The organism is Natronobacterium gregoryi SP2, from assembly GCF_000230715.2.
In the GTDB taxonomy this organism is placed as follows: domain Archaea; phylum Halobacteriota; class Halobacteria; order Halobacteriales; family Natrialbaceae; genus Natronobacterium; species Natronobacterium gregoryi.
This window is the reverse complement of sequence record NC_019792.1, coordinates 1,280,678-1,304,439: the sequence shown is the minus strand read 5'-3', so window position 1 is coordinate 1,304,439 and position 23,762 is coordinate 1,280,678. Positions and strand designations below refer to the sequence as shown.

Sequence of the window (23,762 nt, the reverse complement as noted above, 5' to 3'; positions counted from 1 at the left end):
TGATCGTCAACGACACCTAGACCACAATCCCCTTGCCGACTGCCCGCGAGTCCTCGCGTATGACAGATCCAACCGACGCCGAAGCCGCCTGTTTCGAGGCCGGAATCAAGTTCGGAACGCTGTACCACCAGTTCGCCGGGACGCCACTGTCACTCGAGAGTGCAGCCAGTCTCGAGACCGCGATGGAAGATGCAATCGAGAATCAGCCCTACTGCCGGGCGGTCGCCGTCGAGATCCAGCGCGAAAAACTCGAGGCCGCCCTCGCGGAGGCAACCGCCGACTACACCGAACTGACGGGGCGGTTTCTCGAGGTCGAAATCGTCGTCGATGACGACGACTACGAGGTCGTCGCCCGGATGGAGATGGACGGTGGGTATCCGCTCATGCAACTCGAGTCGGTCCGGGAGCGGTGACGTTCTCCTACGCGAATCTCAGGCCACGTCGCCGACCCTTCTTTCGTCGGTCACTTTCCGAACAAATCGGGATTGGGAAGTGTTTTTGGTACCGATCTCTCGAGATCTACCAGTAGATTCATTGGAATCGAATAAGTTTCCCCGTTTGTATGTCTACAGGTGCCAGTCAGTCTGGGACGGTCGAACGGGTCGGCTATCGACTCGCGAACACGGTCGAACGGTGGATGCCGAGTCCGTTCCTGTTTGCTATCGTCCTGACGTATCTCGTCTTCGCCGCAGCACTCGTTCTAGGACAGTTAGAACTCATCGAAGAACCTGCAACGGGGGCGGCTGCCGGGCCGTTCGACCTGATCGAGCACTGGTACGACGGGTTCTGGGAGTTCCTCGAGTTCGCGATGCAGATGACGCTCATCTTGATGACCGGCTTTGCGCTCGCGTACCATCCGCGAGCGAACGACTTGCTCGTTCGACTCGCCAAGGTCCCCAACACGGGACCGCAGGCAGTCGTGCTCGTCGCCGTGTTCGCGATGGCGGTCGCCTGGATTCACTGGGGCTTTAGCCTCATTCTCGGGGCGATCTTCGCTCGCGAGATGGGGAAAGTTGCTTACCAGAACGGGATCGACGTCCACTATCCGTTGCTCGCGCTGTCGGGATACATGGGTCTTGGACTCACCTGGCACTGGGGGCTGTCCGGCTCTGCACCGCTTTTGCTTACGGACGCCAGCCAGGTCGGCGAGGGAACGGCCTTCCACATGGTCCCCGAAGAGGGAATCCCGCTCAGTCAGACGATCGTCCACGGATACGGTATTACGCTGACTGTCCTCTCTATCGTGTTCGCCGCTCTCGTGTTGTACTTCATCACGCCGTCCGGCGAACGGTCACGCGACATCACGGAGTACATTCCCGAGAGTGAACTGTTCGATACCGCCAGTGACGGCGGCGAAGCCGTCGACGTAGCGTCCGAATCGTCCGCGCCGCCCACACCGGCAGAACGACTCGACAACAGCCTCCTTCTCGGCAGTCTCATCGGACTGACCGGATTCGGTTACGTTATCTATCTGCTCGTCACGCACGGTGTCGATGCACTGAACCTCAACGTGGTCAACTTCGGCTTCCTGATGGCCGGACTGCTCATCTGGACGAACCCCTCGGCGTACCGCGACAAGTTCGGCGAAGCGGCTACAGCCGCCGCAGGCGTCATCCTGTTGTTCCCCTTCTTCGCTGGCATCCAGGGGATTATGGCTGGCTCCGGACTTGCCGCCGAAATCGCCGACGTCATGATTGGACTCGCGACCGAGTCGACGTTCCCCGTGATCGCGTGGCTGACGGCTGCAATCGTCAACGCGTTCGTCCCCTCCGGCGGCGGTGAGTGGATCATTCTCGGACCCCCAGTACTCGAGGCTGCAAACGGTCTCGGCGTGGACCTCGGTCACGCTACGATGGCTTACGCGGTCGGTGACGCACATACGAACCTACTGAACCCGTTCTGGGCGATCCCGCTGCTGGCAATCACACGGATTAAGGCCCGCGAAATGTTCGGCTACGCCATCGTGCTGTTGCTCGCCCTGTTCCCGTTCCTCGCGGCAGTCCTGTACCTGCTCCCGTACGAGGCACTGGCGTTCTGAGGTCGAAAAACTAGTTTCGCCCGTCGCTTTACCGACACGCAACTAGTACCGTCCCAACCGTCGACTCTGACTAGTGCGCTCTACTCCTGATCGAGAATCGCGATCGGTTTGGGTCAACTCTCAACTAGTCGGTCCACGTTTGGGACGGTACTAGTTACGATCCGCCACCGTCAGGCGGTCCAGGTATCTCCCCACTCCGATTGTGGGATCGTAATCCGCTCTCGTTCGTCTTCCTCGTCGAGCGGTTCGACCACGACCGCGTTTATCTTTCCGACGGACGACGTTTCTTTCTCGACGATCCTGTACGCTTTCCCCTCGCCCCCAACGTCTTTCCCCTCGACGTTTCGGACGATGTCCCCGACCTCCATCGAGCTAACGTCTTCCATCGTTGATATAGTTAGTGCTTATTCACTTAAATTCGCCGGATAGCGGTTACATTCCGGTCGACTTCGAGTCTCGGATACGCATACAGCTTCGGCGGTTTCCTCTCCCACGTCGGCTTCCCTCCGGAACCGATTTTTACTTTCACTTTCGGGCAATCTTTTAACCGCAGCGATGGTAAACGTGATAACATGAGTCAAGCGACGCTCGGCGACGACGACGAACTGTTCGGCGAAGCAGCCAACGAAATGCGTGAGGACGTCGAAGCCTCACTCGAGAAAGCCTGGACGGCCCTGCCCGACGACGACGACATCTGGGAGACCGACGCCGACAACGTCCTGGGCGTACTCAACGGCCTCAACTCCGCGCTCGATGCCGGCGACGCCGAGGCCCACCTCCGGGACGCCAAGAAGTGGTTCACGATGGGCAAACGGGCCGACGCCTTCGAGGACGCCGACGACCTCGAGGCGGAAATCGCCGACCTCGAGACCGCGATCGAGGACATCGCTGCAGCCGGCGAGCAAGTCGGTGTGCTCACTTCGACGATCCCCGCGCTTCGCGGCACGCTCGAGGAGGCTGGCCCCGACGAGAGCGACGCCGGGGAATAACTGACCACCCGCTCGCTCGTCGTCGACTACGTTTCGCCCGATCTCGAGGCGTCCCGCTCGGCGACCGCCTCGAGAAGCTCTGCAAGCGCCGAACTCGCTAGCTCGAGCAACTCTTCTCCCCGATCGGCGTCCCCCTCCCGCGGGTCGCCGACGACGCCATTATCGGAAAACTCCGTTGAGTCGTAGGCCAGGTTCGTGTAACTGACCCACTCGCCCCAACCGTTGGCTGCTCCCTCGCTCGCCTCGTCGATTCTGTCCTCGCGAACGAGATCGGGTGCGACACACCGGACCAGTGCCGTCTCGAGCGGGCCGCCGTGACCCATGTCGCTCGAGTGGTCGCCGACGGCGTCGAACCAGGTAAACGGGACGGCGTAGGCGTCGCCGTCCCTGGTGAGTCGTGCGCCGACCTCGCGCAGTGCGTCGACGTTGCCCCCGTGGCCGTTGACGAGGACGACGCGACCGAAGCCGTGAGAAGCGAGACTCCGGACCGACTCACCGACGTAGCTCCGGAAGGTGTCTGCCGAGACCCACATCGTCCCGGGAAACTGACGATGTTCTTCGGCGACGCCGACGGGAATCGCTGGCGTGCGAACGACCTCGCGATCGAACTGCTCACAGCCGGCGTCGGCAACCGCTTCGGCGGTCAGGACATCCGTTCCAAGCGGTGCGTGTGGGCCGTGCTGTTCGGTACTGCCGACGGGGACGACCGCGAGGTCGGTCTCGCAGTCGCGGACGTCACTCCAGGTTGCGTCCATGAGGTGCATACGGGAGGACTCCGGCCGTGCGGACATGAAACCACCGACCCGGGCACCGTGGCGAGCGCAGGCTCAACGGGTTTGGGGCTGGTCCATCTGTACCCGGGTATGACAGACGAGAGCCGCGAACTCGGCGTCGAGATCGGCGACCTGTACGACGACCTCCAGGCGCTCGAGTACCCCATCAGCCAGGACGAACTGTTCGACGAACACGGCGACCGCGAAATCGAGTTCGGCGCGGAGTCGATGACTCTGGAAGAGCTCGTTGGCCCGATGAACGAAGACGAGTACAGATCCTACGACGAAGTCAACCAGGCGATCATGAACATGGTCGGCGACGACGCGATCGGACGGAAAAACTACAGCGACCGGACGCCACCGGCGGTTGGCGAAGATCGCCAGGACGAGGGTGCACCGGACCAAGAGGGACAGCGCGAACAGGAGTCGTTTTAGTTTCCGGCCCGATCAGTCGTCGTCGCCGGCGTCAACGTCGATCCCCGTCCGTGCCTGCCGGCGCTGGGCCCGTTCGATGAACTCCTGTGGTAACTCGTCGATCTCCCCGGCCTGGACGCCCCAGAGGTGTGAGTAGAGTCCCTCGTTCTCGAGCAGTTCCTCGTGCGTGCCTCGTTCGACGACCGCTCCGCCCTCCAAGACGAGAATCGTGTCGGCGTCTTTGATCGTCGACAACCGGTGGGCGATAGCGAACGTCGTCCGATCCTCGGCGAGTTCGTCGATCGATCGCTGGATGAGCATCTCGGTTTCGGTGTCGACGTCGCTGGTTGCCTCGTCCAAGACGAGAATATCGGGATCTTTCAGAATCGCACGAGCGATCGATATCCGCTGGCGCTGCCCGCCCGAGAGCTTGACGCCGCGTTCGCCGACCTCGGTATCGTAGCCGTCGGGGAGGTTCTGGATGAAGTCATGGGCTTCTGCCATCTTCGCGGCCTCGACCACCTCCTCGTGGTCGGCGTCGAACGCACCGTAGGTGATGTTCTCTTCGACGGTACCGTAGAACAGGAACGTATCCTGGCCGACGTACCCCATCTTTCGTCGCAGACTCGAGAGCGAGACGTTCCGGACGTCCTGGCCATCGATCCGGATTTCGCCCTCGTCGACGTCGTACAGCCGGAGCAGGAGCTTTAGCACGGTCGACTTGCCGGCTCCGGTCGGCCCGACGAGCGCGACCGTGTCGCCGCCGTCGGCCTCGAAGGAAATATCGTCGATGATCCGCTCGCTCTCGTCGTACCCGAAACTGACGCGTCGGTACTCGACGCGACCCTCGTAGACCTCGAGCTCGTTCGCCTCTTCGTCGCGTTCGATCCGCCCTTCCTCGTCCATCAACCCGAAGATGCGCTCGCTCGAGGCCTCTGCGCGCTGGTACATGTTGATGACCTGGCCGAACTGGGCCATCGGCCAGACGAGTTGCTGGGTGTACATGATAAAGGCGACGAAGACGCCGGTCTCGAGCGTGCCGGTGAACGGGCCCGGAGCAGCACCTGTAAACACCCAGTAACCGCCAACGAGGAACGTGAGGACGAACCCGATCCCCGAAATCAGCTGGAGGCCGGGGAAGAACTTGATCCGAAGCCAAATCGCGTCCCAGTTCTTGTCGTAGTACTTCCGCGAGACATCCTCGACACGGTCGGACTCGAACTCCTCGGTGTTCGAAGACTTGATGACGTTGATCCCGCCGAGGTTGTTCTCGAGGCGCGAGTTTACCTTGCCGACCGACGAGCGGACGGCGGCGTACTTCGGTTGGATCTTCTTGACGAAGACGTAGGTGAAAACTGCGATCAGCGGCACGGGTGCAAGCGAGACCAGCGCCAGTTGCGGGTTGAGCCAGAACAACAAGCCGGTGATCCCGACGACCATCACGATCAGCCGCGTCGCGGAGTTCATCCCCTCGTTCAGAAACCGCTCTAACTGGTTGACGTCGTTGCTGAGCACCGACATCATCTCGCCGGTCTGCTTGTTCGCGAAAAACTCCATGTCCAGTCGCTGCATCTTGTCGTAGGTCGCGGTCCGGACGTCGTGCTGGACGCTCTGGGAGAAGGAATTGAACCCCCAGTTGCGAAGCCAGTGAAAGATCGCACCGAACGCGAACGAACCCGCGATCACGATCACGACGAACCAGAATTGGTCGTCAGGCGACGCCGGCAGCCAGGCCTCTGGCAGCACGACCAGCGGCACCTGCTCGGCAAACACCTGGTTACCGAAGATCGAGTCGATCGCCACCGCGAGCAACAGCGCGGGCAACAGATCCAGCGCACGCGCGAAGACGCTCGATACCAACCCAACCGTCACGGAGAACCAGTAGGGACGACCGTACTCGAAGAGCAACCGCCGCATCGGGCTCTCGACTTCCTCACGTTGCTCTTCGAACGGGTCGTCTTTGTCCCAGTCGACGCCGTCCATTACCTTGCCGTCCGGGACCGTGGCTCATAAGGGTTTGCTACGAACCGAAACACGCCGGTTCTCACTGGTACTCGATCTCGACTTCGTCGCCGACCGCCATCCCGGTCTCGTTTGCATAGCCACGGGGAACCTCGAGGACGTACTGTGCCTGGCCTGTGTACTGTAACGCTTCGCCGTCCTCGCCGGGTTCGGGCGCGCGTGCGTGTTCGATCGCTGTGATCTCGCCGTCGCCGTCGACGAAGACGATGTCGATGTCGAAGTCCATGTCGCGCATGACGTAAGTCCGCTCGCCCTCGTCGTCGTGGACGAACAGCATCCCCTCGCCAGCCTCGAGAGCGTCGTGATCACTCAACCCCGTGTAGCGTTCGCTGCCAGTGTCTGCAACCTCGGCGTCGACGATAGCCCTCGTCTCGCCCGTGTCGCTCTCGAGAACGTGGACGTTCGCGCGGTCTTCACCCCAGGGTGCCGAGACGACGCCCGCCTGAACCAGGAGAACGCCGACGAGCGAGAGTGTTGCAACGACAAGCAGCAGTTTCCAGACACGCTCGAGGACCATAGATTGGCTGCACCGCGAGAAAGTAAAGGTTATTCGGACGGGGCGACTTGGTCCGGGTGCGGGCTCGTGGTCTAGCTGGTCATGACGCGGCCCTTACAAGGCCGAGGTCGGTGGTTCGAACCCGCCCGAGCCCACTATTGCTGCCGCGAACAACGCGTGAGCGGCAGCAATGTTACGCGAGGACGGTTCGAACCAGATCAGTCGCAGCGGCCGAACGAAGTGAGGCTGACCGTCTGGGCGTTGTTCGAACCCGCTCGAGCCCATTTCTCTAGCGATCAACACCGCGAGCCAGAGGCGTGTCTGCGAGTAGTGGTTCGAACTCGCCAGGTCGTTCCTCGATGTGTGACACCGAGACGGGAGGCGTCCATCCTCGGCGGAGCTAGCAACCAGCGCGAAGCTCCGTTCCCGTCCGATTCGGGCCCCCACACCGAACCAGCACCAGGCCGCTGTCCCTGTAATCCGTGTGGCGTCAGTGTTTGAGTCGAGCGACGTTTTCCCGGATCTGGCTGAAAAAGCCGTCTCGGGACTCTGCCTGCAGGGCCGAGTAGAGCTTCGAGTTCTCGGGTTCGTCTTCGATTACGATACGGAGGTACGGCTCGAGCTGTTCGAAATTGTCCGAGAGCACGACGGTGTGGTTCTCTTCGTCGTGGTTGACGACGCCTGCATCAGCCAGTTTCGGAACATGGCATTGAACTGACGAGACGTACACGCTTTTGTACTCGTTTTTCGCGACCTCGTCCGGATCGACGTCGTGCTCCCAGCCTGCGATCTGCTCGGCGAGCGCCGACAATTCGATCGGGTCCTCCCGCCCTCGGAGTGCATAGAGGAGGTAACGGCGACGCCTGTTGGCGAGTAACTCGAGGATTGTGTCGGCCGAGAGTTTTTTTTCGGTTTGGCTCGAGGTAAGGGACGCCATAACACTTGGTTACCCGCCAGAGCGGAAAAGCGTGACTTGAATATCCGAATTTCCAACAGGCAGCCGTTAACACGCAGACACTTGGTCGTATTCGTTGCATACTTCGTCTGTTTCGGTTCGGTCGGCCCGAACACGATGGGACAGACTGGTCGCCGTCGCAATTCGAAATCCTTTTTTATACGATGGCCCGAGACAGAAGTAGGCCGCCTTAGCTCAGACTGGGAGAGCACTCGACTGAAGATCGAGCTGTCCCCGGTTCAAATCCGGGAGGCGGCATATTTTCTGCGAACAACTCCGTGAGCGGAGACGCTGCTATTCCGGCCAGATTTGAACGAGTCCCGTTCCAACCGTCGACCGACGGGTCGAACCGGCCCACGCGGCCGGATTCGACTCATACGGTTTGCTGTCAGTCAGTTCCGGCGCGACCGCAGGAGGGTTCGCGGTTGCACCGGGACATCGGGACAGCAGTCCGTATCAGCAGTGCAGGCTTGTCCCGCCACTAGTGCTTTGGCAAGCCTGAACGGATGAGTGAAACCGAATGCGGTCGTCTGGGTTCACTTATCAGTCGACGCTTGGCGGAGTACTAGAGAACACACAGTGCGAGCGGGGCGCGGTTCGGAACGAAGTGAGAGCCGCGATGCGAACGGCGAAGCCGTGAACGAAGCGAGCGACGGTGTTTGCGTGGCTCAGATCCGGGAGTCGACATACTTTTCCGCGAAAGAGCTCCTTCGAGTGAAACGTATCCATCGGAGAAACAGTCCTTTGTGTGTCTCTCCGCAAGCGGCAATCAGGATCGTTCGCTGACTACTCTCAGACTGCAGTCGTCGACTCTCTGCTGTTCTCACTGTAATCGACTGTTTCGGACGCCCTCGCTGACTTCGTTTCGTTCTGGAAGCGAACGGTAGCGGCCGGCACACGTTGCCTGTCACGTCGCACTCGAGGTTTGTCTCTCGCTGTTCTCGATGCTGGTTACCGAAGCGACCGGGTAGCTCGTACTCGAGACCGTGTTTATCGGAGTCGTGTATAGTAGTAGTACGTTGCCAGTGCTGCGATTCCTGGAAGGGTAGTTAACAGCAGAATAGCGACGGTCAATGCGACTACTGATGGGTACTCGAAACCGCGCTCTCGAGAGTCGAATAGAATCCAGATCGTGGCTATCCCGACGAACGGAATCCAGAGAAGAGCCGCTAGCGGACCGAAGAAGGCAAACCCGAGTCTGCCGTACAGGACGGCAGCGACGAGTGCAACGACAACGACTGCGCTAGCCTCTCTATACGAGAGGGTTTTAATCTTGCGGGCGAGCCACAGGTCTGGATTCACACTTCACCTATATGTGTTGTTCAGTTATCAATTCATCGTTTCCGTCTTTCCGACAGTGGTCGATACTGGCACCGCTGGCCAAGTCGCTCCGACGTTTTGCGAGACGGTCGCCCGTTCACGCGTGTCGGACCGGTAATCAGTTGCGTGCCTCGTGAAGAGTTATATCTGCCCGAATCTGTCACCTGTTTGTCTAGGATCGGCTGCGCATCGAGAGACGACGAGCGTCTGGACCGCTGGACGCTCAGACGCTCTTGCCGGATGCGACCCGAGTGGCAACCTCGTTGCGCCGGAGAAACGGCAGCGTCCAGGGAGCGTCGTAGCCCATGTAGAACGGCTCCCGGGCAGCGGTGAGTCCCGCCCGCTCGAGCGATGCCAGGAGTCGCTCGCTCTCGCGAGTTACGCGGTCGTCGGTCCGACGGCCGGAGAATCTGCGAACGGCGAGGAGTCGTTCGGGAGCGGCAACGAGTTCGACCTCCTCGCTCGTGGGTTGGGGTGCCGACTCGAGGTCGTGCTCCTGTGGAAGATAAAACGCCATTCGGACTGTGCCGTCGTCGCTCGAGGCGGTTTCGACGGGTGCGGTCATCGATATCTTCTGGCTCCGGGTCCCGAGTTCGACGGGTGTGGTCATCGAGACGGACTCGGCGCTTTCGTTCTCGCCGCCGATGTAGCGAAACAGCCGGCGGAAAGCCTTCCGATCGGAATCGGCGGTAGTTTCGGCGAGCACCGTCGGTGGATACCGGCGGAGTTCGAAACCGCCTGCGCGATCGACGACCGTATACGGGACGGTTTCGGTCGTTCGCCGCTGGTAGAGACTCCAGAGACCGCTGACGGTGACCATACCAGCGACGCCGACGAGACCACCAGCCAGCGCCAGGTCGAGAGACGATTTCCGGGCCATCGAGGCTCGTAGAACGACCGGACCGATAGTTCTTGGCCCAGCGACACACAGTGGTCCGATACGTCGGCAAGCAACCAAGATGCCTCGGCGAGAGATCCTTCGTATGGGAAAGACGAACGCAGACGCCCTCGAGTGGTCCACTCTCGAGCGCGGCGAGACGAAGTTCCGGCGAAAACAGCTGGCCGCGGCCGCCGGCGGCGAGGACATCGGCTGTAGCCTCTACGAACTGCCCGAAGGACGGCGCTCCTGGCCCTACCACTACCACACTGGCAACGAGGAGGCGCTGTTCGTCCTCGAGGGGACCGGCACGCTGCGACTCGACGGCGAGACGCTGTCGCTCGAGGACGGCGACTACGTCGCCTTCCCGGCGGGTGAAGACGGTGCACACCGGGTCGTCAACGACACGCCGGGAGCGTTGCGCTATCTGCTGCTCTCGACGATGAACGACCCCGACGTCACCGTCTACCCCGACTCCGGGAAGGTCGGCGTCTTCGCGGGCTCGCCACCCGGTGGCGACGGCGAGCGGAGCGTCAACGGCTACTTCCGCGAGGGCGAGACCGTCAGCTACTGGGAAGACGAAGAGCCGGAGGCCTGACTACAGGTTCTCGAGGCTCCGGTCGACGCTCGGCGACACTCCTGGCTTCGATTCTCGAGTGGACTGTCGACTCTTCCGTTCGTCGTGAAAAAGTCCGGGTGCGAGAATCGAACCGTAGCCAGACGGTCAGCCTCACTCCGTTCGGCCGCTGCGACTGGCAGGGTTCGATCCCTCCCGGGACTTTTCGCTTCTCACGTCCGTTCGTCGTGAAAAAGTCCGGGTGCGAGAATCGAACCCGCGTCTCAGCCTCCACAAGGCTGAAGGATAACCACTACCCCAACCCGGACACGCTTGCAACTCATTTTACGAGAGGTGTGACTGAAATACGTTACGACTCGAGCACGGGGGTGTGGGAGTCCATACCGTGTGATTTTTCTTCAGTTGCTCGAGGACGACCGACGACCGAGACGTTTTTCGTTCGAGGCCAGCTAGACCTCTCAACGCGTGGCTATCACCGACAAGATCTACGTCAAGAATCACCGCCAGCTCAGTTCTCAGCTCGAGACGAACATTCCCAAGGGCGCGTTCAAGGGGGCGACTCTCGACGTGCTCTTCCAGGGCGAGGGCTTAGAGAAGTTAGACGACGCGACTCAGGAGCGAGTGCTCGACTTCTCGAGTGACTTTCTGGACTGTGCGTGTGACAACAATCCATACTGTGGCTGTCCGGAACGAAAGTTCGCCCAGTACCTGCTAGACTTGCGCGCGCAGGGGCTGGGTCCCGACGCGATCGTGGACGTGATGACCGACGACTACATGGTCTATGCCTATCCTGGCGACGTCCTCTCGTTTCTCGACGATGCCGTCCGTACGCTCGAGGCTGCAGAGGCACTCGCAGATGTCGAAGGCGCAGGCGGGAAGCGAGACGAGATTCGGCGAACAAAACAGGATCTCGAGCGATAGTTTGCTTCGTTATCGAAGCTGGTAGGGTTCGTCGTCCTCGTCCAGATCGTCGAGCAGGAGGACTTCTTCCTCTTCGTCTTCTAGTCGGTCCTGGAGGGCGTTGACGTAGGCATTGTATTCGTCGAGTTGTTCCCGGAGGTGTTCGGCTTCGAGTTCTAGCCGTTCGTGTTCCCGAATGAAGCTCTTGGGAACCTCGACGGTCGGCGGGAACGAGGCGTCCTCGTCAGCACTGGCGACCGTTCGGGACTCGAGTTTCGACTCCGGGACGACCTCGACTTGGCCGTCGTGTTCGACGAGCAGGTCGACGTAGTCACGGAAGACGGCGGACAACGAGATGTTGCGCTCCTCGGCAATGTCTTGGAGTGACTCGAAGGCGTCCTCGTTCACGCGAAACGAGATGGTCTTGTTCTTGTTGCCCATTCGTCTCGTCAGTTCGATTCTCGTTCGCGGTACTTAACGTTTCGTCAGACGCAGGAGTTCTCGCGTCGCAAAAATCGGTGGTTACGGTGCCCGATCAGGCCGTCGCTTCGTCGTCGACTTTCTCGAGTTGCTCGAGGGCCTGGATGACGTTGCGACGGTAGTTTTCGACTGGTGAGTCGTAGCGCTCGCGGGCCATCTGGGCGTACTCGTTGGTCGGCGCGGTCGATCCGCTCTCGGGTGCTTCCTGATTGGCGTCCCACTCTTGGGACGCTTCGATGCGATCTAGGGTGCGTTCGGCGGTCTCGACGACCCAGCGATCGCGGGTCGCTTCGTCGACGACCGAGATGGATTCGGGACGGACGGAGACGTTGATCGTCCCGTCTTCGGTCTCGTAGGTCCGTGGCTTGCCGACGACGGAGACGTAGGCTGGCGGTTCTGTCTCTCGAAGCGTCGAGGCGGCTTCTGGCTGGTACTGGCCGGCATAGATGAAGAACGTCCCGGTCGGATCGATGACTCGACCGCGCCAGTACTCGCTGTCTTCGCCGACGTCTTCGGTCTCGGTCAGCGTGCCGACGACGAACACGCGGTTCGCGCGGTCGCCAGTTGGGAGCAGCGCGTAGTTTGGCGCGCGCTCGTCGTCACTTTCCTTGAACGAGTACGTCGAGTCGTTGAATTCCGAAGCGAAGACGCGCCGTGCGACTTCGCGGGTGAGTTCTGTCTGGCTCATGTTACATCGACCTCGCTTTGATCAACAGGTCCTCTGCATCGGCTGGTCCGTCCAGTTCCTCGACGTCGTCGGCGAGCACGTAGCGGCCGAACGTCGGCCCCTCGATCCGGTAGTAGGTGCCGACGATGTCCTCACGAATTTCGTCGGCAACGATCGTCGTGTCCAGCGCGTCCATCGCCATCTCTTTTGCCTCCTCGAGATTGAGTCCCGTTAGCTCTTCCGTGGCTTCCTTGTCGAAGATGACTTCGTGGGCGTCGATGCCGTCGTCGACGACGGCCTTGATCCGGAGATCGAACTCTCCTTCGACCTCGCCGTGTTCGTTACAGCGGCCGTTCTGGAGGACGCGGGTACAGTCTGCTTTCGGGCAGCGTTTGATCAGGCCGCTGCCGCTTTGCATGTCGACGAGCGCGCCTTCGACCTCGCTCGTGTCGTTGCCGACTTCGAGGTCTTCCTCGCGTTCCTCGATCACTGTCGTCGAGTTGAGTTTGACCGAGTATCGTCCCTGGTACTCGTCGGTGACGACGTTACGAAGTTCGTAGACGCTGCCCTCCTCGAGTGCGGGGAGCTCGGACTTGGCCCACTTGGTGAACTTGATCGTTCCGGTGGGGTCGCCCAGTAGGCCGACCTGTGCGACCGAGTCGCTTCGCGGGTCCCAGAGTTCGATGACCTTCGCGGTGAGGTCGATCCACTCCTCTGGCTCGTCGACGTCTTCGATCTTGGCGTCGTCGCTCGAACCGCCAGCGAGTTCGTCTCGCTCGAGGTCTGCTTCCTCGAGGTAGTGGTTGGTGACGCTGCGTCGGGCTTCGTCGATCGGTACTTTGTACTCGTCGACGAGCGTCGTCAGGCGGTCTTCGATCTCGTCGACGCTGACATCTATGTGGTCTGAAAACTGCTCGTGTACGTCCTCGGCATGCTGTTGTACGTCGCTCATTGTGTCACGCCTCCTCTTTGGTTTCACTGGGAGGCATGCCGCTGTTCGCGCCCGATCCTATTTAAAGTACGGTGACCGGAGCGAAAGTGAATCCCGCAGTCGTGACTGTGAGTTCCGTCGTGGGGGATCTCGAGTCGTCGCGTGGTACAGACTCGGGGAGAGAGGGGGAGGGGCTGATACGGTTTACTGTAAGTCATTTCCGGCACAACCGCGACCCTGGCGGCGGTTGCGCCGGTAAATCGGTACAGTAATCCGTATGACTGGGTCTCTCCGACCGACCCAGGTACGATAGTCCGTGGAGTTCACTCCTCGCCGTAATCCGCCAACGTCCCGTCGGTCACGTCCGCGCGGTGACTCGTCGCCAGCCCGGCGAGATGCGGTGTTTCGGGCACGATCAGTTCCTCGCAGGCGGTCTGACATGCACCCGTGCTCCCGGGAATACAGAACACCGGCGTGTCGACGGCGATGCCGGCCGTCGCACGCGATGCGATGGCTCGAGTACCGATCTCCTCCCACGAGAGCGCGCGGAAGCGTTCGCCGAAGCCGGGGAGTTCGCGTTCGAACAGCGACGAGGTGGCTTCGGGCGAGACATCGTCAGCCGTCACGCCGGTTCCGCCAGTCGTCACGACGACGTCGACGTCTCGGCGAGCGACGAGCCCCCGGATGGTCGTCCGGATCGAGGAGTAGTCGTCTCGGACGAGCAGTCGCTCCCGTATCTCGTGGCCCTCGGCCTCGAAACACTCCTGAATAGTGTCGCCGCCGGGGTCGGCGGGGTCCGCCTCGTCGGCCTGCGCACGCGAACTCGAGACCGTCACGATTCCGACGTAGAGGGGGTCGATGATGTCGTGGCCGTGGTCGTCCGTGCTGCGTCGATCGCTGCGGTCGGGTGCCATATGTACCGTATCTACAGCCGACTCCCATAAGCTATCGCGTCAGCGTTCTCTTCGGAACGCTTTACTGTGCTTCGGGCTACCTCCATCGCAGATGCGCGTTCGTGGCGTCTCCGACGACGTTCCGTCGGCTGTGCGGTTCTTGCCGATCGTTCTGGCCAACCTGGTACCGCTTGTCGGCGTTCTCGCGTACGGCTGGAAACCGTCGACGCTGGTTGTCATTTACGCTCTCGAAGTGATCCTCGCGTTCCCGTTGGCGGCGGTGAAGGCGCTGTTTGCTGGACAGCCGCCACAGGTCGAGGAGCTAGAGACCGACGAGGACGAGGGCGACTCGAGCGTGATCGACGTCGGGAACACCGACCTCGCCAGAAAGCACGGGAGCGTCAGGGTCGTTTCGTGGCTCCCGCCGGTGTATCCGCGAAACCTGCCGTTCGTCGGCGCTGTCTTCTTTGTGACCGTCTGGGTCGTCCTCTTCGTCGTGGGCGCATTGTCCGAAGTCGTGGTCGGGGACGCACTCGCACAGCCGGTGGTCTGGCTGAGCGTCGCAGGATTGTTGCTCGGCCAGGGACTCGAGACCTGGCACGAGTACCTCCGTGGTGGCCGGTACGAGACGACGTCGCCGTACGCTGTCATCGAGACGCCGGCCCGTCAGGGGTTTTTCTTGATGTTCGTCTTGCTCGTCGTCGCGGAAGCCGGCGGAATGGCCGTGCTCGCGGCGTTCGTCGCCGTCAAACTGCTCGTCGACTGGTCGGCGTTTCGTGCGACCCACGGCGGTGGTGGCCGGCTCACGGGGTGGCTCGCCGGACCGGAAAACGAAGGGGAACGTGACGCCCCCGAGCAGCCACGGATTCCCGACGCCGACCCGGATGCCCGGTTCGAGACGCATACTCGGACGGTGGTTCTCACCGGCGTTTTCCGCACACTCGTGAAGTCTGCTCCCTTCTACGCCGGCATGGTCGTTCTCGCGTGGCTCGTCACCTTCGCAGTACTCGGCGAAAGCAGCGGGTCCGGTGTTTTGCTGTCGGTCGGCATCAGTCTCGCCGCCTTCGTCGCGCTCGTCGCGTTTCTGGCGATAAAGATCGCCGAACGAGTCCTCGAGTACGCCGCGCTCGAGTATCGTCGGTACGACGACCGTCTCGTCGCGTACGACGCCTGGGTCGAGGAACCCCAGTGGAGTGTTCCGTGCAATGCGACCCGCGATGTAACGGTCGTCGCCGACCGACTCCCGGATCGGGTGTTCGGGACTCGGACGTTCGAGGCAAAACTGGGGTGGGGCGACGAGGAGACGATGCGCGAACTCGGCCCCGTCGAGGACGCCCCGGCGTTCGTCGAGGCGTTCGAACTGCTGGTGCCAGCGCCAGAGTTGGACCTGCCGGCGGTCGACCGACGGATCGCTGCGATCGCAATCGCTCCGATCGCCGGGGTTCCCGTCGCTGTCGCCGCGTTCGTCGTCGGACTGTTGCCCGTGATCAGTGTAATCCAGTTCGTCGTCTTCGGACTGCCGGCTGTCGCCTTCGTGCTGTACGGAATCTGGCAGCAGGCGTACCCAGACACAGGGTAGTTGCGAGGACCTCACCTCGCTTTGCCGGTCAGAGCGAGTCCGTGTCGACCACGGTCGTCTCGCCCATTGCCGTCGGCGCACGGTTGTCGTATTCGTGCCAGTCCTCGTCCATCTCGGCGTCGGTCAACAGACAGTCGTCGAATCGCGCCTCGAGAGCGTCGAATGCGAGATCGCGCCCGATCACCGCCAGCCTCGTTTCGCGGTCGCCCCACTCCTCGTCCCACTCGAGGTCGGGCTGGCCCTGCCGGTAGGTCTCCTGGCGCTCTTCGGAGAAGCTGGCGATCCAGCGGCCGGTGACCTCGAGGCTCGTTTCGGTTCCGGCGTAGCTCATCGTGATAGCCTGGTCTTCGCGGCCGGCGATCCAGCACAGGCCTTTCACGCGAACGAGGCCGTTCGGGAGGTCCGCGAGGACGGCGGCAAAGCGTTCGGGGTGGAACGGGCGGCGGCGGTGGTAGGCGTCGACGGCGATACCGTAGCGTTCGGGCGGATGTGCGTGGTCGTGCGCTTCGTCGTGATCGTGGTCGTGGCCGTGTCCGTCTTCGTGATCGTCGTCGTGTTCAGGTACGGCCTCGTCGTCCACGTCGGCTTCGATCGCCCGTTTCCATCCCGCGGCCTCGCTCGCTGCCTCGAGGTCGAATCGGTCGACGCCGAGCAACGCCGCCGGATCGATCGCGCCGTACTCGGTCGTCAGCACGTCGGCACGGGGCTGGAGCGCCTCGAGCAGGGCGACGACCCGCTCCCGTTCGGCGTCGTCGACGAGGTCGCACTTGTTGACGACCAGCAGGTCGCAGAACTCGACTTGCTCGAGGACGAGATCGGTGAGCGGTCGCGTTCCGTCACCGTCGCCGTCCTCGCTTTCGTTTCCGCCCCGAACGGCGGGCACTTCGTCGGCCGCGAGGTCGACGTCCGCGAACCGATCGTGGAACCGCCGGGCGTCGACGACCGTCACGACAGCCTCGAGATCGTAGGGGCCGCCGGCGGGGCCGTGGACGAATTGGCGGGCGATCGGCTCCGGTTCGCCGACGCCGGAGGCTTCGACGACGAGGTGGTCGAACTCGTGTTCCTTCCAGAGCCGGATCACCGCCCGCGAGAGTTCGCCGCCGAGACTACAGCAGATACAGCCGTTCTCGAGGGCAACGACTTCCTCGCCGGTCGCCAGATCGGTTCGGGCTTCCACCAGGTCGGCGTCGACGTTTACAGCGCCGACGTCGTTGACGAGCACGGCGATTTCGCGCTCGGTATCGGTGTCGGGTGACTCGAGCAACCCCGACAGCAGCGTCGTCTTTCCTGCGCCGAGTTCGCCACAGAGGACGGTGACCGGAACGGACATTTACTGGTTCGAGAGCGCGAGTTCACGTCTGTCTTGCGGTTCGAACGGATCTGTGTAGGCGTTCCAGTCTTCGTCCATCTCGGCGTCGGTCAGCAGGCAGTCGTCGAGCCGGTCGACCAACCTGTGTTCGTCGAACTCGCGGGCGATGAAGACGAGGCGGGTCATGCGGTCGCCGTACTCCTCGTCCCAGTCGTCTTTCAGGTCCGGGCGGGCAGCGAAGTCCTGTTCGCGTTCGGCTTTCGGCAGGTCCGCCAGCCACGTTCCGGCCGGCCCTGCACGCACGGAGGTGCCGGCCTTGTCGACGCCCATCGCGACATCTTCCCGGCCTGCACTCCAGAAAAAGCCCTTCGCTCGAACGACCTCGTCGGGCACGTCCGACAGCAGCGCGGCGATCCGTTCGGGGTGGAACGGCCGCTGGCGATGGTAGACGAAGGAGGTGACGCCGTGTTCCTCCTGTGGGTCGTGGTGGTGATCGTGCTGGAGTTCGTGTTTCCAGCCCGCAGCGTTCTGTGCGCGCTGGAAATCGAACCGGTCGGTCCCGAGTATCTCGCCGGGATCGACGTTCCCGAACTCCGTCCGAGCGAGTTTCGCACGCGGCTGGAGTCGTTCGAGGACGGCCTCGATCTCTTCTAACTCGTCGTCAGGAACGAGGTCGCGCTTGTTCAACAGGAGCACGTCACAGAACTCGATCTGATCGAGCAGGATTTCTTCGGGCACGCGCCCCGAATGCTCCTCGAGTCGATCCGCGGCCAGCGCCGATCCGGAGTCGAACGACTCCCAGAAGCTGTGGGCGTTGACGACTGTCACCATCGTGTCCAGCCGATAGGTGTCGGTCGGATCGAACTCCGCGTCCTCGAACCCGAGCGCGAACGTCTGGGCGACGGGGATCGGTTCTGAGATGCCCGAGGACTCGACCAGCAGGTAGTCGAACTCCCGCCTGTCGGCGAGTCGGCCGATCTCCTCGAGCATGTCGCCTCGCAGCCGACAGCAGATACAGCCGTTGGACATCTCGACGACTTCTTCCTCGCCGCCCAGATCCGACTGCTGGGTGACGTGTTCCGCGTCGACGTTGACCTCGCCCATGTCGTTGACCACGACGGCGACCTCGAGGCCGTGATCCGCGGTCAGGACGTGGTTCAGGACGGTCGTCTTTCCTGCGCCGAGACTCCCGCTCAGGACGGTCACTGGGATGCGTTGGTCAGCCATAGCACTGTTATGAACACAAACTCCTATATTGTTAAGTCTGACTATTATAAGGTGGTAGATTCATACTGGGCGGCGAGCTCTCCAGATTCCTCGTGTGTTCCCGCCGTCGGCGTTTTCACGCTCGAGTGACGATCGAACTGTTGCTCTCCTTCGCCGGGCCGGCGACCTGCCGTCGTATCGCTGGGCGTCCCGAACCGCTCGAGGACAGTCACAGCTCAGACGGACTGCTGTCCCGATGTCCCGGCGCGACCGCAAGAGCGCGCGGTTGCGCCGAAACTGACTTCCAACGAACCGTATCACACCGCCGCCGGGTCCCGCTCGATCGTCAGCCGCCCGTCGATCGCCCGGCCATAGACCGAAAGCAACCGATCGACGACTTGCCGCTGACTCACCGCTCTTACAGCCCGTCGACCGTTCGACCGTTCGCCTCGCTCGAGCACCGCCTCGAGTCCACGAACGAGTTCGTCGTCGCTCGTCGCAACCGTGGAGGGATCGACCCCCTCGAGTCGTTCGCTGACGTCGCCGACGTCGGTTGCGACGATCGGGAGATTACAGCCAAGAGCCTCCTTGACGGCGGTCGGTGACCCCTCGTGCTTGGAGGTGAGCAACAGCGCGTCCGCGGCGTTCATGTAGGTCGGCACCTGTTCGTGATCGACGCCGTGGACGACCTGCAGTCGAACGGAGCAGTCGATCCGGTCGTCGACTGCGTCGACGATCCGCTTTGCCCGCGGATAGTTCTTGACCGTCCGCTCGGGGGGGTACGGGAAGAGGACGTGGTGTTCGTCCAGCTCCCAGCCAACTCGCGCTTTCGCTGTGGCCGTCGATTCGGGACGGAAACGCTCGAGGTCGATCCCGAACGGCAGGACCGTACAGTCGCTGGCGAGTTCCTCGCGCATGCTCTCGGTCATGACGATCACCTCCGCACAGCGGGGCGCACAGAACTGGCTGACCGGGCCGCCGGGCCCCTCGAGGTCGGTTCCCCACAGCGTGAGCACGACGGGGACCGCTCGCTGTGCGAGGGCCATCGGAGCGGTCAGCCCGTAATGGGCGTGCACAAGGTCGTAGTCGCCCTGTCGCACTTCGCGTCTCACCTCGGGGAAAAATCGGAGATAGTCGAGTATACCCCGTGATTCGCCCGCGGAGACGCTGCCAGAGACGGTGAGTGTGTCGACCGAGAGCCCGCGAGACTCGAGGGCGACGATCTGCTGGTTCAGAAACGGTGACTCGTCGTAGGTCGTCAACACGAGGACGTTCACGGTCATCGGTCCGTCGTGCCTGCGGTCCGTCGTCGAACACATTGTTAATTCGTTCGCTCACGGAGACAGTCACGCCGCGCAACCGGTTAGGCAGAGCAAACAGCGCTTTCGGTCCGACTTCGTCGGTTCGCCGTCGATTCCAGCCGACCTCGGCCACCCAGACCGCGATCCACACCGGACGCCGATCGTCCGGATGCAACTCGAGACCGCTGTACGGCAAGCCAACGTCGCCCGCTCCAGTGTAGCGTTCGGATTACAAAGGCTGCCCGGAGGATGGCTACGCTACATGTCGACAACGCTTGCAGGGCGGAACGTACTCGTTACCGGCGGCTGTGGCTCGATCGGTGCCGAAGTCGTCTCGGAACTGGTCGACGACGACCCCGACCTGATCCGCATCGTGGACAACAGCGAACAGCGGCTGGCGGCGTTTAGCGGATCGTTCGGCGGCGTCGAGCCAACGATCGACTGCGTCCTCGCAAACATCCGCGACAAAGACCAGCTCGCGATCGCGATGAGCGATGTCGACGTCGTCTTCCACGTCGCGGCGATGAAACACGTCCCGATGGTCGAGGACAACCCCTACGGGGCCGTCCAGACGAACGTCACCGGAACCAGAAACGTCGTCGAGGCCGCAGCCGAGGCCGGCGTCGACCGACTGCTCGGTGTCAGCACGGACAAGGCGGCGAACCCGACCTCGACGATGGGGTCGACGAAACTCATCGCCGAGCGAATCATCTCCTCGTTCGACAAACACCGGCCGCCCGAGGACCTCACGCTCGGTTCCGTCCGCTTCGGCAACGTCGTCGGCACGACGGGATCGGTCGTCCCACTGTTCTACGACCAACTTCGCTCCGGCGGTCCGCTGACCGTCACCGACCCCTCGATGACCCGGTTCGTCATGCGACCCCAGGAAGCTGCCCGCTTTGCGATCGACTCTTGTCTCGAGATGGACGGCGGCGAAGTGTTCGTCAAGAAGATGCCCGCGCTGACAGTCGGTGACCTCGCGGAAGCAATGTGCGACCACTTCGCGCCGCAGTTCGGCGACGACCCCGACGAGATCGAGATCGACCTCATCGGCCCGAAACCGGGCGAACGATACCACGAAAAACTGGTCGCCAGCGACGAGATCCGCTACGCAGACGAACGAGCGGACCGATACGTCCTCTATCCGCAAGCCGAAAACCCAGACGTTTCGAACGACCTCGAGAACGAGTACACATCCGCCAACACTCGGCAGATGCACCACGACGAGATCGTCGAGATAGTCCGGGAAACGATCGGCGACGCCGAGAGAGAAGACGTGGGAACGGTCGCTGCCGACGGCGGCCCGAGTAGTGAACCGACTTCGACCGACGCCAGCCCGTCCGCGACGGACGACGTTGCAAACGATGAGTGATCGGGTCGGCGTCCTCGGTGCAACCGGCTCCGTCGGGCAGGCAGTCGTCCAGACGCTCGAGGACCGCGGCTACGACGTCTACCCCGCTGCTGGCTCCGCTCACGAAGAGTACCCTGCGGTCGACATCCGGAATCGAGGCGCGATCCAGCCGTTCCTCGAGCACGTCGACTCTCTCGTCAACGCTGCCGGACTGGTCGGGATCGACGCCTGCCGGAGTCGACCCGACGCCGCCTTCGAAATCAACGCTGCTGGGGCGTCGAACGTTGCCTGGGCGTGTGTCCGCGCCGACGTTCCACTCGTCCACCTCTCGAGTGTCGCTACCATCGGCGATCCCGACGAGTTTCCGATCACCGCAACAACTTCGAGAAACCCGACCACGACCTACGGGCGAACTAAACTGGCCGGCGAACGCGCCGTCCGGACGCTGACCGACGGACGCGTCCCCTCGGTCACATTTTGCGTGACGAACGTCTACGGCGACGGTGAGTCGGTCGTCGACTACTTCCTCGAACGAGCGGCCGCCGGCGAGGACCTCCCAGTCCACCGGCCGGGAACACAAGAACGGGACCTGATCCACGTCCACGACGTCGCCTCGGGGATCGCCACAGCCGTCGACCGACTCGCCGAGGCCGACTCCATCGCCCGGTCGTACGTACTCGGACGCGGCGTCTCCTACAGCGTCCTCGAAATCGCGGGACTGGTCGCCCACGCACACAACGCCAGCACTGGCTCTCCGGGCGGTATCGAACTCCGAGAGCGACCGAATCCGAACTCGCCAGTCGTCGATCGGTTCGATGTCGACCTCGAGCGCGTTCGCTCGGCGCTCGGCGTCGAGCCAGCACGTGATCTCGAAGAGTGGATAGAGGTCAAACTGGAACGGCGACTCGAGTGTCGAAACAGAGTTCGGTAGAACAGGAGCGCCGAAGCCAGGACTCGAACCTGGGACAACCTCGTTAACAGCGAGGTGCTCTACCATCTGAGCTACTTCGGCTCAACATCGAGTAGTCGAGTGCATTTGATAGGGCTTTCGTTTTGCTTCCCGCGGTTCGACACCCTTTCACGCACCGCTCGAGTAGAGACCACCAATGAGTGACTCGGACGACCTCGAGGAGAGCGATCGTGACGACGATCCGGACGACCTCGCGGCCGTAGTGGCCACTGTTCGTGAACGCGTCGACCCAGGCGCGGACGAACGGGCCCGTCTCCGCGAGGTAGCGGACAGGCTCACCGACCGCGCCGAACGCGCAGCGACCGCCCGCTGTGCCGACGCCGACGTGATTCGGGTCGGCTCGACCGCCAGAGGAACCTGGACCAGCGGCAATCGCGACATCGACATCTTCGCCCGGTTCCCGCCGAATCTCGATCGGGATACCTTAGAGGAGTACGGTCTCGCCGTCGGCCACGACACTCTCCCCGAGGGCCACGAGGAGTACGCCGAACATCCCTACGTCAAGGGTACCGTCGAGGGGTTCGACATCGACGTCGTCCCCTGTTTTCGCCTCGAATCGGCGACCGAAATCCGGTCGGCCGTCGACCGGACGCCGTTTCACAACGAGTACCTCCGAAAGCGACTCGACGACGACCTCGCTGCCGACGTTCGACTCACGAAGCAGTTCCTCCGGGGAATCGGCTCCTACGGCAGCGACCTCCGGACACGGGGCTTCAGCGGCTTCCTCACAGAATTGCTCGTCTGCGAGTACGGCGGCTTCCAGGCACTGCTCGAGGCTGTACGCGACTGGCACCCCCAGGTCGAACTCGATCCCGAGGACCACGGCCAGGAGACGTTCGGCGACCCCCTCGTCGTCGTCGATCCGACCGATCCGGAGCGCAACGTCGCCGCCGTCTGCTCCGGAGAGAACGTCGCACGACTCCAACACTACGCCCGCGAGTTCCTCGCCACCCCCTCTGTCGAGTACTTCGAGCCTCTCGATCCCGAACCGCTGACCGAAACCGAACTCCGAGAGCACCTCGAGCACCGTGGCACGACACCGATCGCGGTCCGGTTCGACGCACCTGATCTTGTCGACGACCAACTCTACCCCCAACTCGAGAAGTCGATCGAGGGAATCACCAGCGGACTCGACGACCGCGGGTTCGAGGTCTTCCGCGGAACGACGCTCGCCGACGACACCGCAGCTATCTTCGTCGAACTCGCCGTCAGCGAACTGCCGATCGTCGAACGCCACGAAGGACCGCCGGTACACGTTCCCGGCCACGCAGAAGGCTTCTACGACGCCTACACCGCCGACCCGGACGCGTACGGGCCGTTCATCGAAGGCGGCCGCTACGTCACCGAACGCGACCGCCAGTTCACCGCCGCACGCGAGTTTCTCGAGAGCGACCGGCTCTTCGATGTCGGACTCGGCGCGCACGTCGAGACGGCACTCGAGTCCGAGTATCAGGTACTCGTCAACGAGGAAGTGACGGTGTTGCTCGAGGAGTTCGGGCGAGAGCTGCGTCAGTACTTCGAACCGTCGCCTCGGCGCTACAGTAATGGCTGACACTGCTTGCACACCGATCGCGTCTCCCGTGGGGGAGCCTCCCCGTTCGCCGTCCTGACTCCACCCGGACGGTTACCCGAACCACTTTCTGCCGTCCAGTCGAGCGTGCCCGACTGGCAGCGAGTCCTGTCGGTCGGATCGATCACGAGCTCTACTACCGTT

The 23,762-nt window shown here is 62.4% G+C and carries 24 protein-coding genes and 4 tRNA genes; 12 read left to right on the top strand and 16 right to left on the bottom strand.

Annotated elements, in window-relative coordinates; all coding sequences use genetic code 11:
• Positions 1-59 precede the first annotated feature (59 nt).
• Together NATGR_RS06400 and NATGR_RS06395 are read left to right on the top strand one after the other, a co-directional pair.
• Positions 60-413 carry a dihydroneopterin aldolase family protein gene (locus NATGR_RS06400; protein ID WP_005575538.1) on the top strand — a complete coding sequence of 118 codons (354 nt, stop codon included), beginning with the start codon at positions 60-62 and terminating at the stop codon, positions 411-413.
• 149 nt (positions 414-562) lie between these two features.
• A complete protein-coding gene (locus NATGR_RS06395; RefSeq protein ID WP_005575536.1) occupies positions 563-2,038 on the top strand; it encodes a short-chain fatty acid transporter in 1,476 nt (491 codons plus the stop codon).
• 170 nt (positions 2,039-2,208) lie between these two features.
• Here NATGR_RS06395 and NATGR_RS06390 read toward each other — a convergent pair whose 3' ends face one another.
• Positions 2,209-2,424 (bottom strand): hypothetical protein, encoded by a 216-nt coding sequence (locus tag NATGR_RS06390; protein WP_015233400.1) that lies wholly within the window; start codon positions 2,422-2,424, stop codon positions 2,209-2,211.
• Between the two features lie 186 nt (positions 2,425-2,610).
• On the opposite strand from NATGR_RS06390, the gene NATGR_RS06385 reads away from it, so the two are divergent.
• On the top strand, positions 2,611-3,027 hold the full coding sequence (locus NATGR_RS06385; RefSeq protein WP_005575534.1) for a DUF5790 family protein: 417 nt from the start codon (positions 2,611-2,613) through the stop codon (positions 3,025-3,027).
• A 26-nt stretch (positions 3,028-3,053) separates the two neighbouring features.
• On the opposite strand, the gene NATGR_RS06380 is transcribed toward NATGR_RS06385, so the two are convergent.
• Complete coding sequence (locus tag NATGR_RS06380) at positions 3,054-3,791, bottom strand: creatininase family protein (RefSeq protein ID WP_015233399.1); 738 nt, start codon at positions 3,789-3,791, stop codon at positions 3,054-3,056.
• 99 nt (positions 3,792-3,890) lie between these two features.
• Here NATGR_RS06380 and NATGR_RS06375 point away from each other — a divergent pair, with 99 nt between their 5' ends.
• Positions 3,891-4,235 carry a DUF5789 family protein gene (locus NATGR_RS06375; protein WP_005575522.1) on the top strand — a complete coding sequence of 115 codons (345 nt, stop codon included), beginning with the start codon at positions 3,891-3,893 and terminating at the stop codon, positions 4,233-4,235.
• A 12-nt stretch (positions 4,236-4,247) separates the two neighbouring features.
• On the opposite strand, the gene NATGR_RS06370 is transcribed toward NATGR_RS06375, so the two are convergent.
• Positions 4,248-6,197, bottom strand: coding sequence for an ABC transporter ATP-binding protein (locus NATGR_RS06370; RefSeq protein ID WP_005575520.1), 1,950 nt, complete (start codon positions 6,195-6,197; stop codon positions 4,248-4,250).
• A gap of 61 nt (positions 6,198-6,258) precedes the next feature.
• Positions 6,259-6,753, bottom strand: coding sequence for a DUF192 domain-containing protein (locus NATGR_RS06365; RefSeq protein WP_005575519.1), 495 nt, complete (start codon positions 6,751-6,753; stop codon positions 6,259-6,261).
• A gap of 60 nt (positions 6,754-6,813) precedes the next feature.
• On the opposite strand from NATGR_RS06365, the gene NATGR_RS06360 reads away from it, so the two are divergent.
• A tRNA-Val gene (locus NATGR_RS06360) sits at positions 6,814-6,887 on the top strand.
• A 335-nt stretch (positions 6,888-7,222) separates the two neighbouring features.
• On the opposite strand, the gene NATGR_RS06355 is transcribed toward NATGR_RS06360, so the two are convergent.
• Positions 7,223-7,669, bottom strand: a complete 447-nt coding sequence (locus NATGR_RS06355; protein WP_005575517.1) for a DUF7344 domain-containing protein — start codon at positions 7,667-7,669, stop codon at positions 7,223-7,225.
• A gap of 202 nt (positions 7,670-7,871) precedes the next feature.
• On the opposite strand from NATGR_RS06355, the gene NATGR_RS06350 reads away from it, so the two are divergent.
• Positions 7,872-7,945, top strand: a tRNA-Phe gene (locus NATGR_RS06350).
• 732 nt (positions 7,946-8,677) lie between these two features.
• Here NATGR_RS06350 and NATGR_RS06345 read toward each other — a convergent pair.
• Positions 8,678-8,989: a hypothetical protein gene (locus tag NATGR_RS06345; protein WP_005575515.1), complete on the bottom strand. Its 312-nt coding sequence runs from the start codon at positions 8,987-8,989 to the stop codon at positions 8,678-8,680.
• Positions 8,990-9,230: 241 nt separating this feature from the next.
• A complete protein-coding gene (locus NATGR_RS06340) occupies positions 9,231-9,887 on the bottom strand; it encodes an SOUL family heme-binding protein (protein ID WP_005575513.1) in 657 nt (218 codons plus the stop codon).
• Between the two features lie 103 nt (positions 9,888-9,990).
• On the opposite strand from NATGR_RS06340, the gene NATGR_RS06335 reads away from it, so the two are divergent.
• A complete protein-coding gene (locus tag NATGR_RS06335; RefSeq protein ID WP_005575512.1) occupies positions 9,991-10,482 on the top strand; it encodes a cupin domain-containing protein in 492 nt (163 codons plus the stop codon).
• 214 nt (positions 10,483-10,696) lie between these two features.
• On the opposite strand, the gene NATGR_RS06330 is transcribed toward NATGR_RS06335, so the two are convergent.
• A tRNA-His gene (locus NATGR_RS06330) sits at positions 10,697-10,768 on the bottom strand.
• A 158-nt stretch (positions 10,769-10,926) separates the two neighbouring features.
• Here NATGR_RS06330 and NATGR_RS06325 point away from each other — a divergent pair.
• Positions 10,927-11,382 carry a DUF5814 domain-containing protein gene (locus tag NATGR_RS06325; protein ID WP_005575510.1) on the top strand — a complete coding sequence of 152 codons (456 nt, stop codon included), beginning with the start codon at positions 10,927-10,929 and terminating at the stop codon, positions 11,380-11,382.
• A 9-nt stretch (positions 11,383-11,391) separates the two neighbouring features.
• On the opposite strand, the gene NATGR_RS06320 is transcribed toward NATGR_RS06325, so the two are convergent.
• From NATGR_RS06320 to NATGR_RS06305, 4 genes are all read right to left on the bottom strand, one after another.
• Complete coding sequence (locus NATGR_RS06320) at positions 11,392-11,802, bottom strand: hypothetical protein (RefSeq protein WP_005575509.1); 411 nt, start codon at positions 11,800-11,802, stop codon at positions 11,392-11,394.
• 94 nt (positions 11,803-11,896) lie between these two features.
• On the bottom strand, positions 11,897-12,529 hold the full coding sequence (locus tag NATGR_RS06315; RefSeq protein ID WP_005575507.1) for an RPA family protein: 633 nt from the start codon (positions 12,527-12,529) through the stop codon (positions 11,897-11,899).
• A gap of 1 nt (position 12,530) precedes the next feature.
• The gene (locus NATGR_RS06310) at positions 12,531-13,460 is read right to left on the bottom strand and encodes a hypothetical protein (protein ID WP_005575506.1); all 930 of its coding nucleotides are present in this window, start codon (positions 13,458-13,460) and stop codon (positions 12,531-12,533) included.
• Positions 13,461-13,762: 302 nt separating this feature from the next.
• The gene (locus NATGR_RS06305; RefSeq protein WP_005575504.1) at positions 13,763-14,353 is read right to left on the bottom strand and encodes a MogA/MoaB family molybdenum cofactor biosynthesis protein; all 591 of its coding nucleotides are present in this window, start codon (positions 14,351-14,353) and stop codon (positions 13,763-13,765) included.
• A gap of 91 nt (positions 14,354-14,444) precedes the next feature.
• Between NATGR_RS06305 and NATGR_RS06300 the strand changes: the two genes are divergently transcribed.
• Positions 14,445-15,911, top strand: coding sequence for a DUF6498-containing protein (locus NATGR_RS06300; RefSeq protein ID WP_005575502.1), 1,467 nt, complete (start codon positions 14,445-14,447; stop codon positions 15,909-15,911).
• Between the two features lie 28 nt (positions 15,912-15,939).
• Here NATGR_RS06300 and NATGR_RS06295 read toward each other — a convergent pair whose 3' ends face one another.
• The 3 genes from NATGR_RS06295 to NATGR_RS06285 form a co-directional block, all read right to left on the bottom strand.
• Positions 15,940-17,241 carry a CobW family GTP-binding protein gene (locus tag NATGR_RS06295; RefSeq protein WP_005575500.1) on the bottom strand — a complete coding sequence of 434 codons (1,302 nt, stop codon included), beginning with the start codon at positions 17,239-17,241 and terminating at the stop codon, positions 15,940-15,942.
• On the bottom strand, positions 17,242-18,447 hold the full coding sequence (locus tag NATGR_RS06290) for a GTP-binding protein (protein ID WP_015233398.1): 1,206 nt from the start codon (positions 18,445-18,447) through the stop codon (positions 17,242-17,244).
• Between the two features lie 296 nt (positions 18,448-18,743).
• Entirely contained in the window at positions 18,744-19,709 is a 966-nt protein-coding gene (locus tag NATGR_RS06285; protein ID WP_015233397.1) for a glycosyltransferase, read from the bottom strand.
• A gap of 280 nt (positions 19,710-19,989) precedes the next feature.
• On the opposite strand from NATGR_RS06285, the gene NATGR_RS06280 reads away from it, so the two are divergent.
• Positions 19,990-21,099: an SDR family NAD(P)-dependent oxidoreductase gene (locus tag NATGR_RS06280; RefSeq protein WP_005575495.1), complete on the top strand. Its 1,110-nt coding sequence runs from the start codon at positions 19,990-19,992 to the stop codon at positions 21,097-21,099.
• Complete coding sequence (locus NATGR_RS06275) at positions 21,092-22,009, top strand: NAD-dependent epimerase/dehydratase family protein (RefSeq protein ID WP_005575493.1); 918 nt, start codon at positions 21,092-21,094, stop codon at positions 22,007-22,009. Before NATGR_RS06280 ends, NATGR_RS06275 begins: the two co-directional genes overlap by 8 nt.
• 8 nt (positions 22,010-22,017) lie before the next feature.
• On the opposite strand, the gene NATGR_RS06270 is transcribed toward NATGR_RS06275, so the two are convergent.
• Positions 22,018-22,090, bottom strand: a tRNA-Asn gene (locus tag NATGR_RS06270).
• A gap of 94 nt (positions 22,091-22,184) precedes the next feature.
• Between NATGR_RS06270 and cca the strand changes: the two genes are divergently transcribed.
• Complete coding sequence (cca, locus tag NATGR_RS06265; RefSeq protein WP_005575491.1) at positions 22,185-23,600, top strand: CCA tRNA nucleotidyltransferase; 1,416 nt, start codon at positions 22,185-22,187, stop codon at positions 23,598-23,600.
• Positions 23,601-23,762 lie beyond the last annotated feature (162 nt).

Excerpts from the sequence above, each read along its gene's own strand:
- NATGR_RS06400 (WP_005575538.1), top strand. The coding sequence starts at position 60 with ATGACAGATCCAACCGACGCCGAAGCCGCCTGTTTCGAGGCCGGAATC.
- NATGR_RS06395 (WP_005575536.1), top strand. The coding sequence starts at position 563 with ATGTCTACAGGTGCCAGTCAGTCTGGGACGGTCGAACGGGTCGGCTAT.
- NATGR_RS06390 (WP_015233400.1), bottom strand. The coding sequence starts at position 2,424 with ATGGAAGACGTTAGCTCGATGGAGGTCGGGGACATCGTCCGAAACGTC.
- NATGR_RS06385 (WP_005575534.1), top strand. The coding sequence starts at position 2,611 with ATGAGTCAAGCGACGCTCGGCGACGACGACGAACTGTTCGGCGAAGCA.
- NATGR_RS06380 (WP_015233399.1), bottom strand. The coding sequence starts at position 3,791 with ATGCACCTCATGGACGCAACCTGGAGTGACGTCCGCGACTGCGAGACC.
- NATGR_RS06375 (WP_005575522.1), top strand. The coding sequence starts at position 3,891 with ATGACAGACGAGAGCCGCGAACTCGGCGTCGAGATCGGCGACCTGTAC.
- NATGR_RS06370 (WP_005575520.1), bottom strand. The coding sequence starts at position 6,197 with ATGGACGGCGTCGACTGGGACAAAGACGACCCGTTCGAAGAGCAACGT.
- NATGR_RS06365 (WP_005575519.1), bottom strand. The coding sequence starts at position 6,753 with ATGGTCCTCGAGCGTGTCTGGAAACTGCTGCTTGTCGTTGCAACACTC.
- NATGR_RS06355 (WP_005575517.1), bottom strand. The coding sequence starts at position 7,669 with ATGGCGTCCCTTACCTCGAGCCAAACCGAAAAAAAACTCTCGGCCGAC.
- NATGR_RS06340 (WP_005575513.1), bottom strand. The coding sequence starts at position 9,887 with ATGGCCCGGAAATCGTCTCTCGACCTGGCGCTGGCTGGTGGTCTCGTC.
- NATGR_RS06335 (WP_005575512.1), top strand. The coding sequence starts at position 9,991 with ATGGGAAAGACGAACGCAGACGCCCTCGAGTGGTCCACTCTCGAGCGC.
- NATGR_RS06320 (WP_005575509.1), bottom strand. The coding sequence starts at position 11,802 with ATGGGCAACAAGAACAAGACCATCTCGTTTCGCGTGAACGAGGACGCC.
- NATGR_RS06315 (WP_005575507.1), bottom strand. The coding sequence starts at position 12,529 with ATGAGCCAGACAGAACTCACCCGCGAAGTCGCACGGCGCGTCTTCGCT.
- NATGR_RS06310 (WP_005575506.1), bottom strand. The coding sequence starts at position 13,460 with ATGAGCGACGTACAACAGCATGCCGAGGACGTACACGAGCAGTTTTCA.
- NATGR_RS06305 (WP_005575504.1), bottom strand. The coding sequence starts at position 14,353 with ATGGCACCCGACCGCAGCGATCGACGCAGCACGGACGACCACGGCCAC.
- NATGR_RS06300 (WP_005575502.1), top strand. The coding sequence starts at position 14,445 with ATGCGCGTTCGTGGCGTCTCCGACGACGTTCCGTCGGCTGTGCGGTTC.
- NATGR_RS06295 (WP_005575500.1), bottom strand. The coding sequence starts at position 17,241 with ATGTCCGTTCCGGTCACCGTCCTCTGTGGCGAACTCGGCGCAGGAAAG.
- NATGR_RS06290 (WP_015233398.1), bottom strand. The coding sequence starts at position 18,447 with ATGGCTGACCAACGCATCCCAGTGACCGTCCTGAGCGGGAGTCTCGGC.
- NATGR_RS06285 (WP_015233397.1), bottom strand. The coding sequence starts at position 19,709 with ATGACCGTGAACGTCCTCGTGTTGACGACCTACGACGAGTCACCGTTT.
- NATGR_RS06280 (WP_005575495.1), top strand. The coding sequence starts at position 19,990 with ATGTCGACAACGCTTGCAGGGCGGAACGTACTCGTTACCGGCGGCTGT.
- NATGR_RS06275 (WP_005575493.1), top strand. The coding sequence starts at position 21,092 with ATGAGTGATCGGGTCGGCGTCCTCGGTGCAACCGGCTCCGTCGGGCAG.
- cca (WP_005575491.1), top strand. The coding sequence starts at position 22,185 with ATGAGTGACTCGGACGACCTCGAGGAGAGCGATCGTGACGACGATCCG.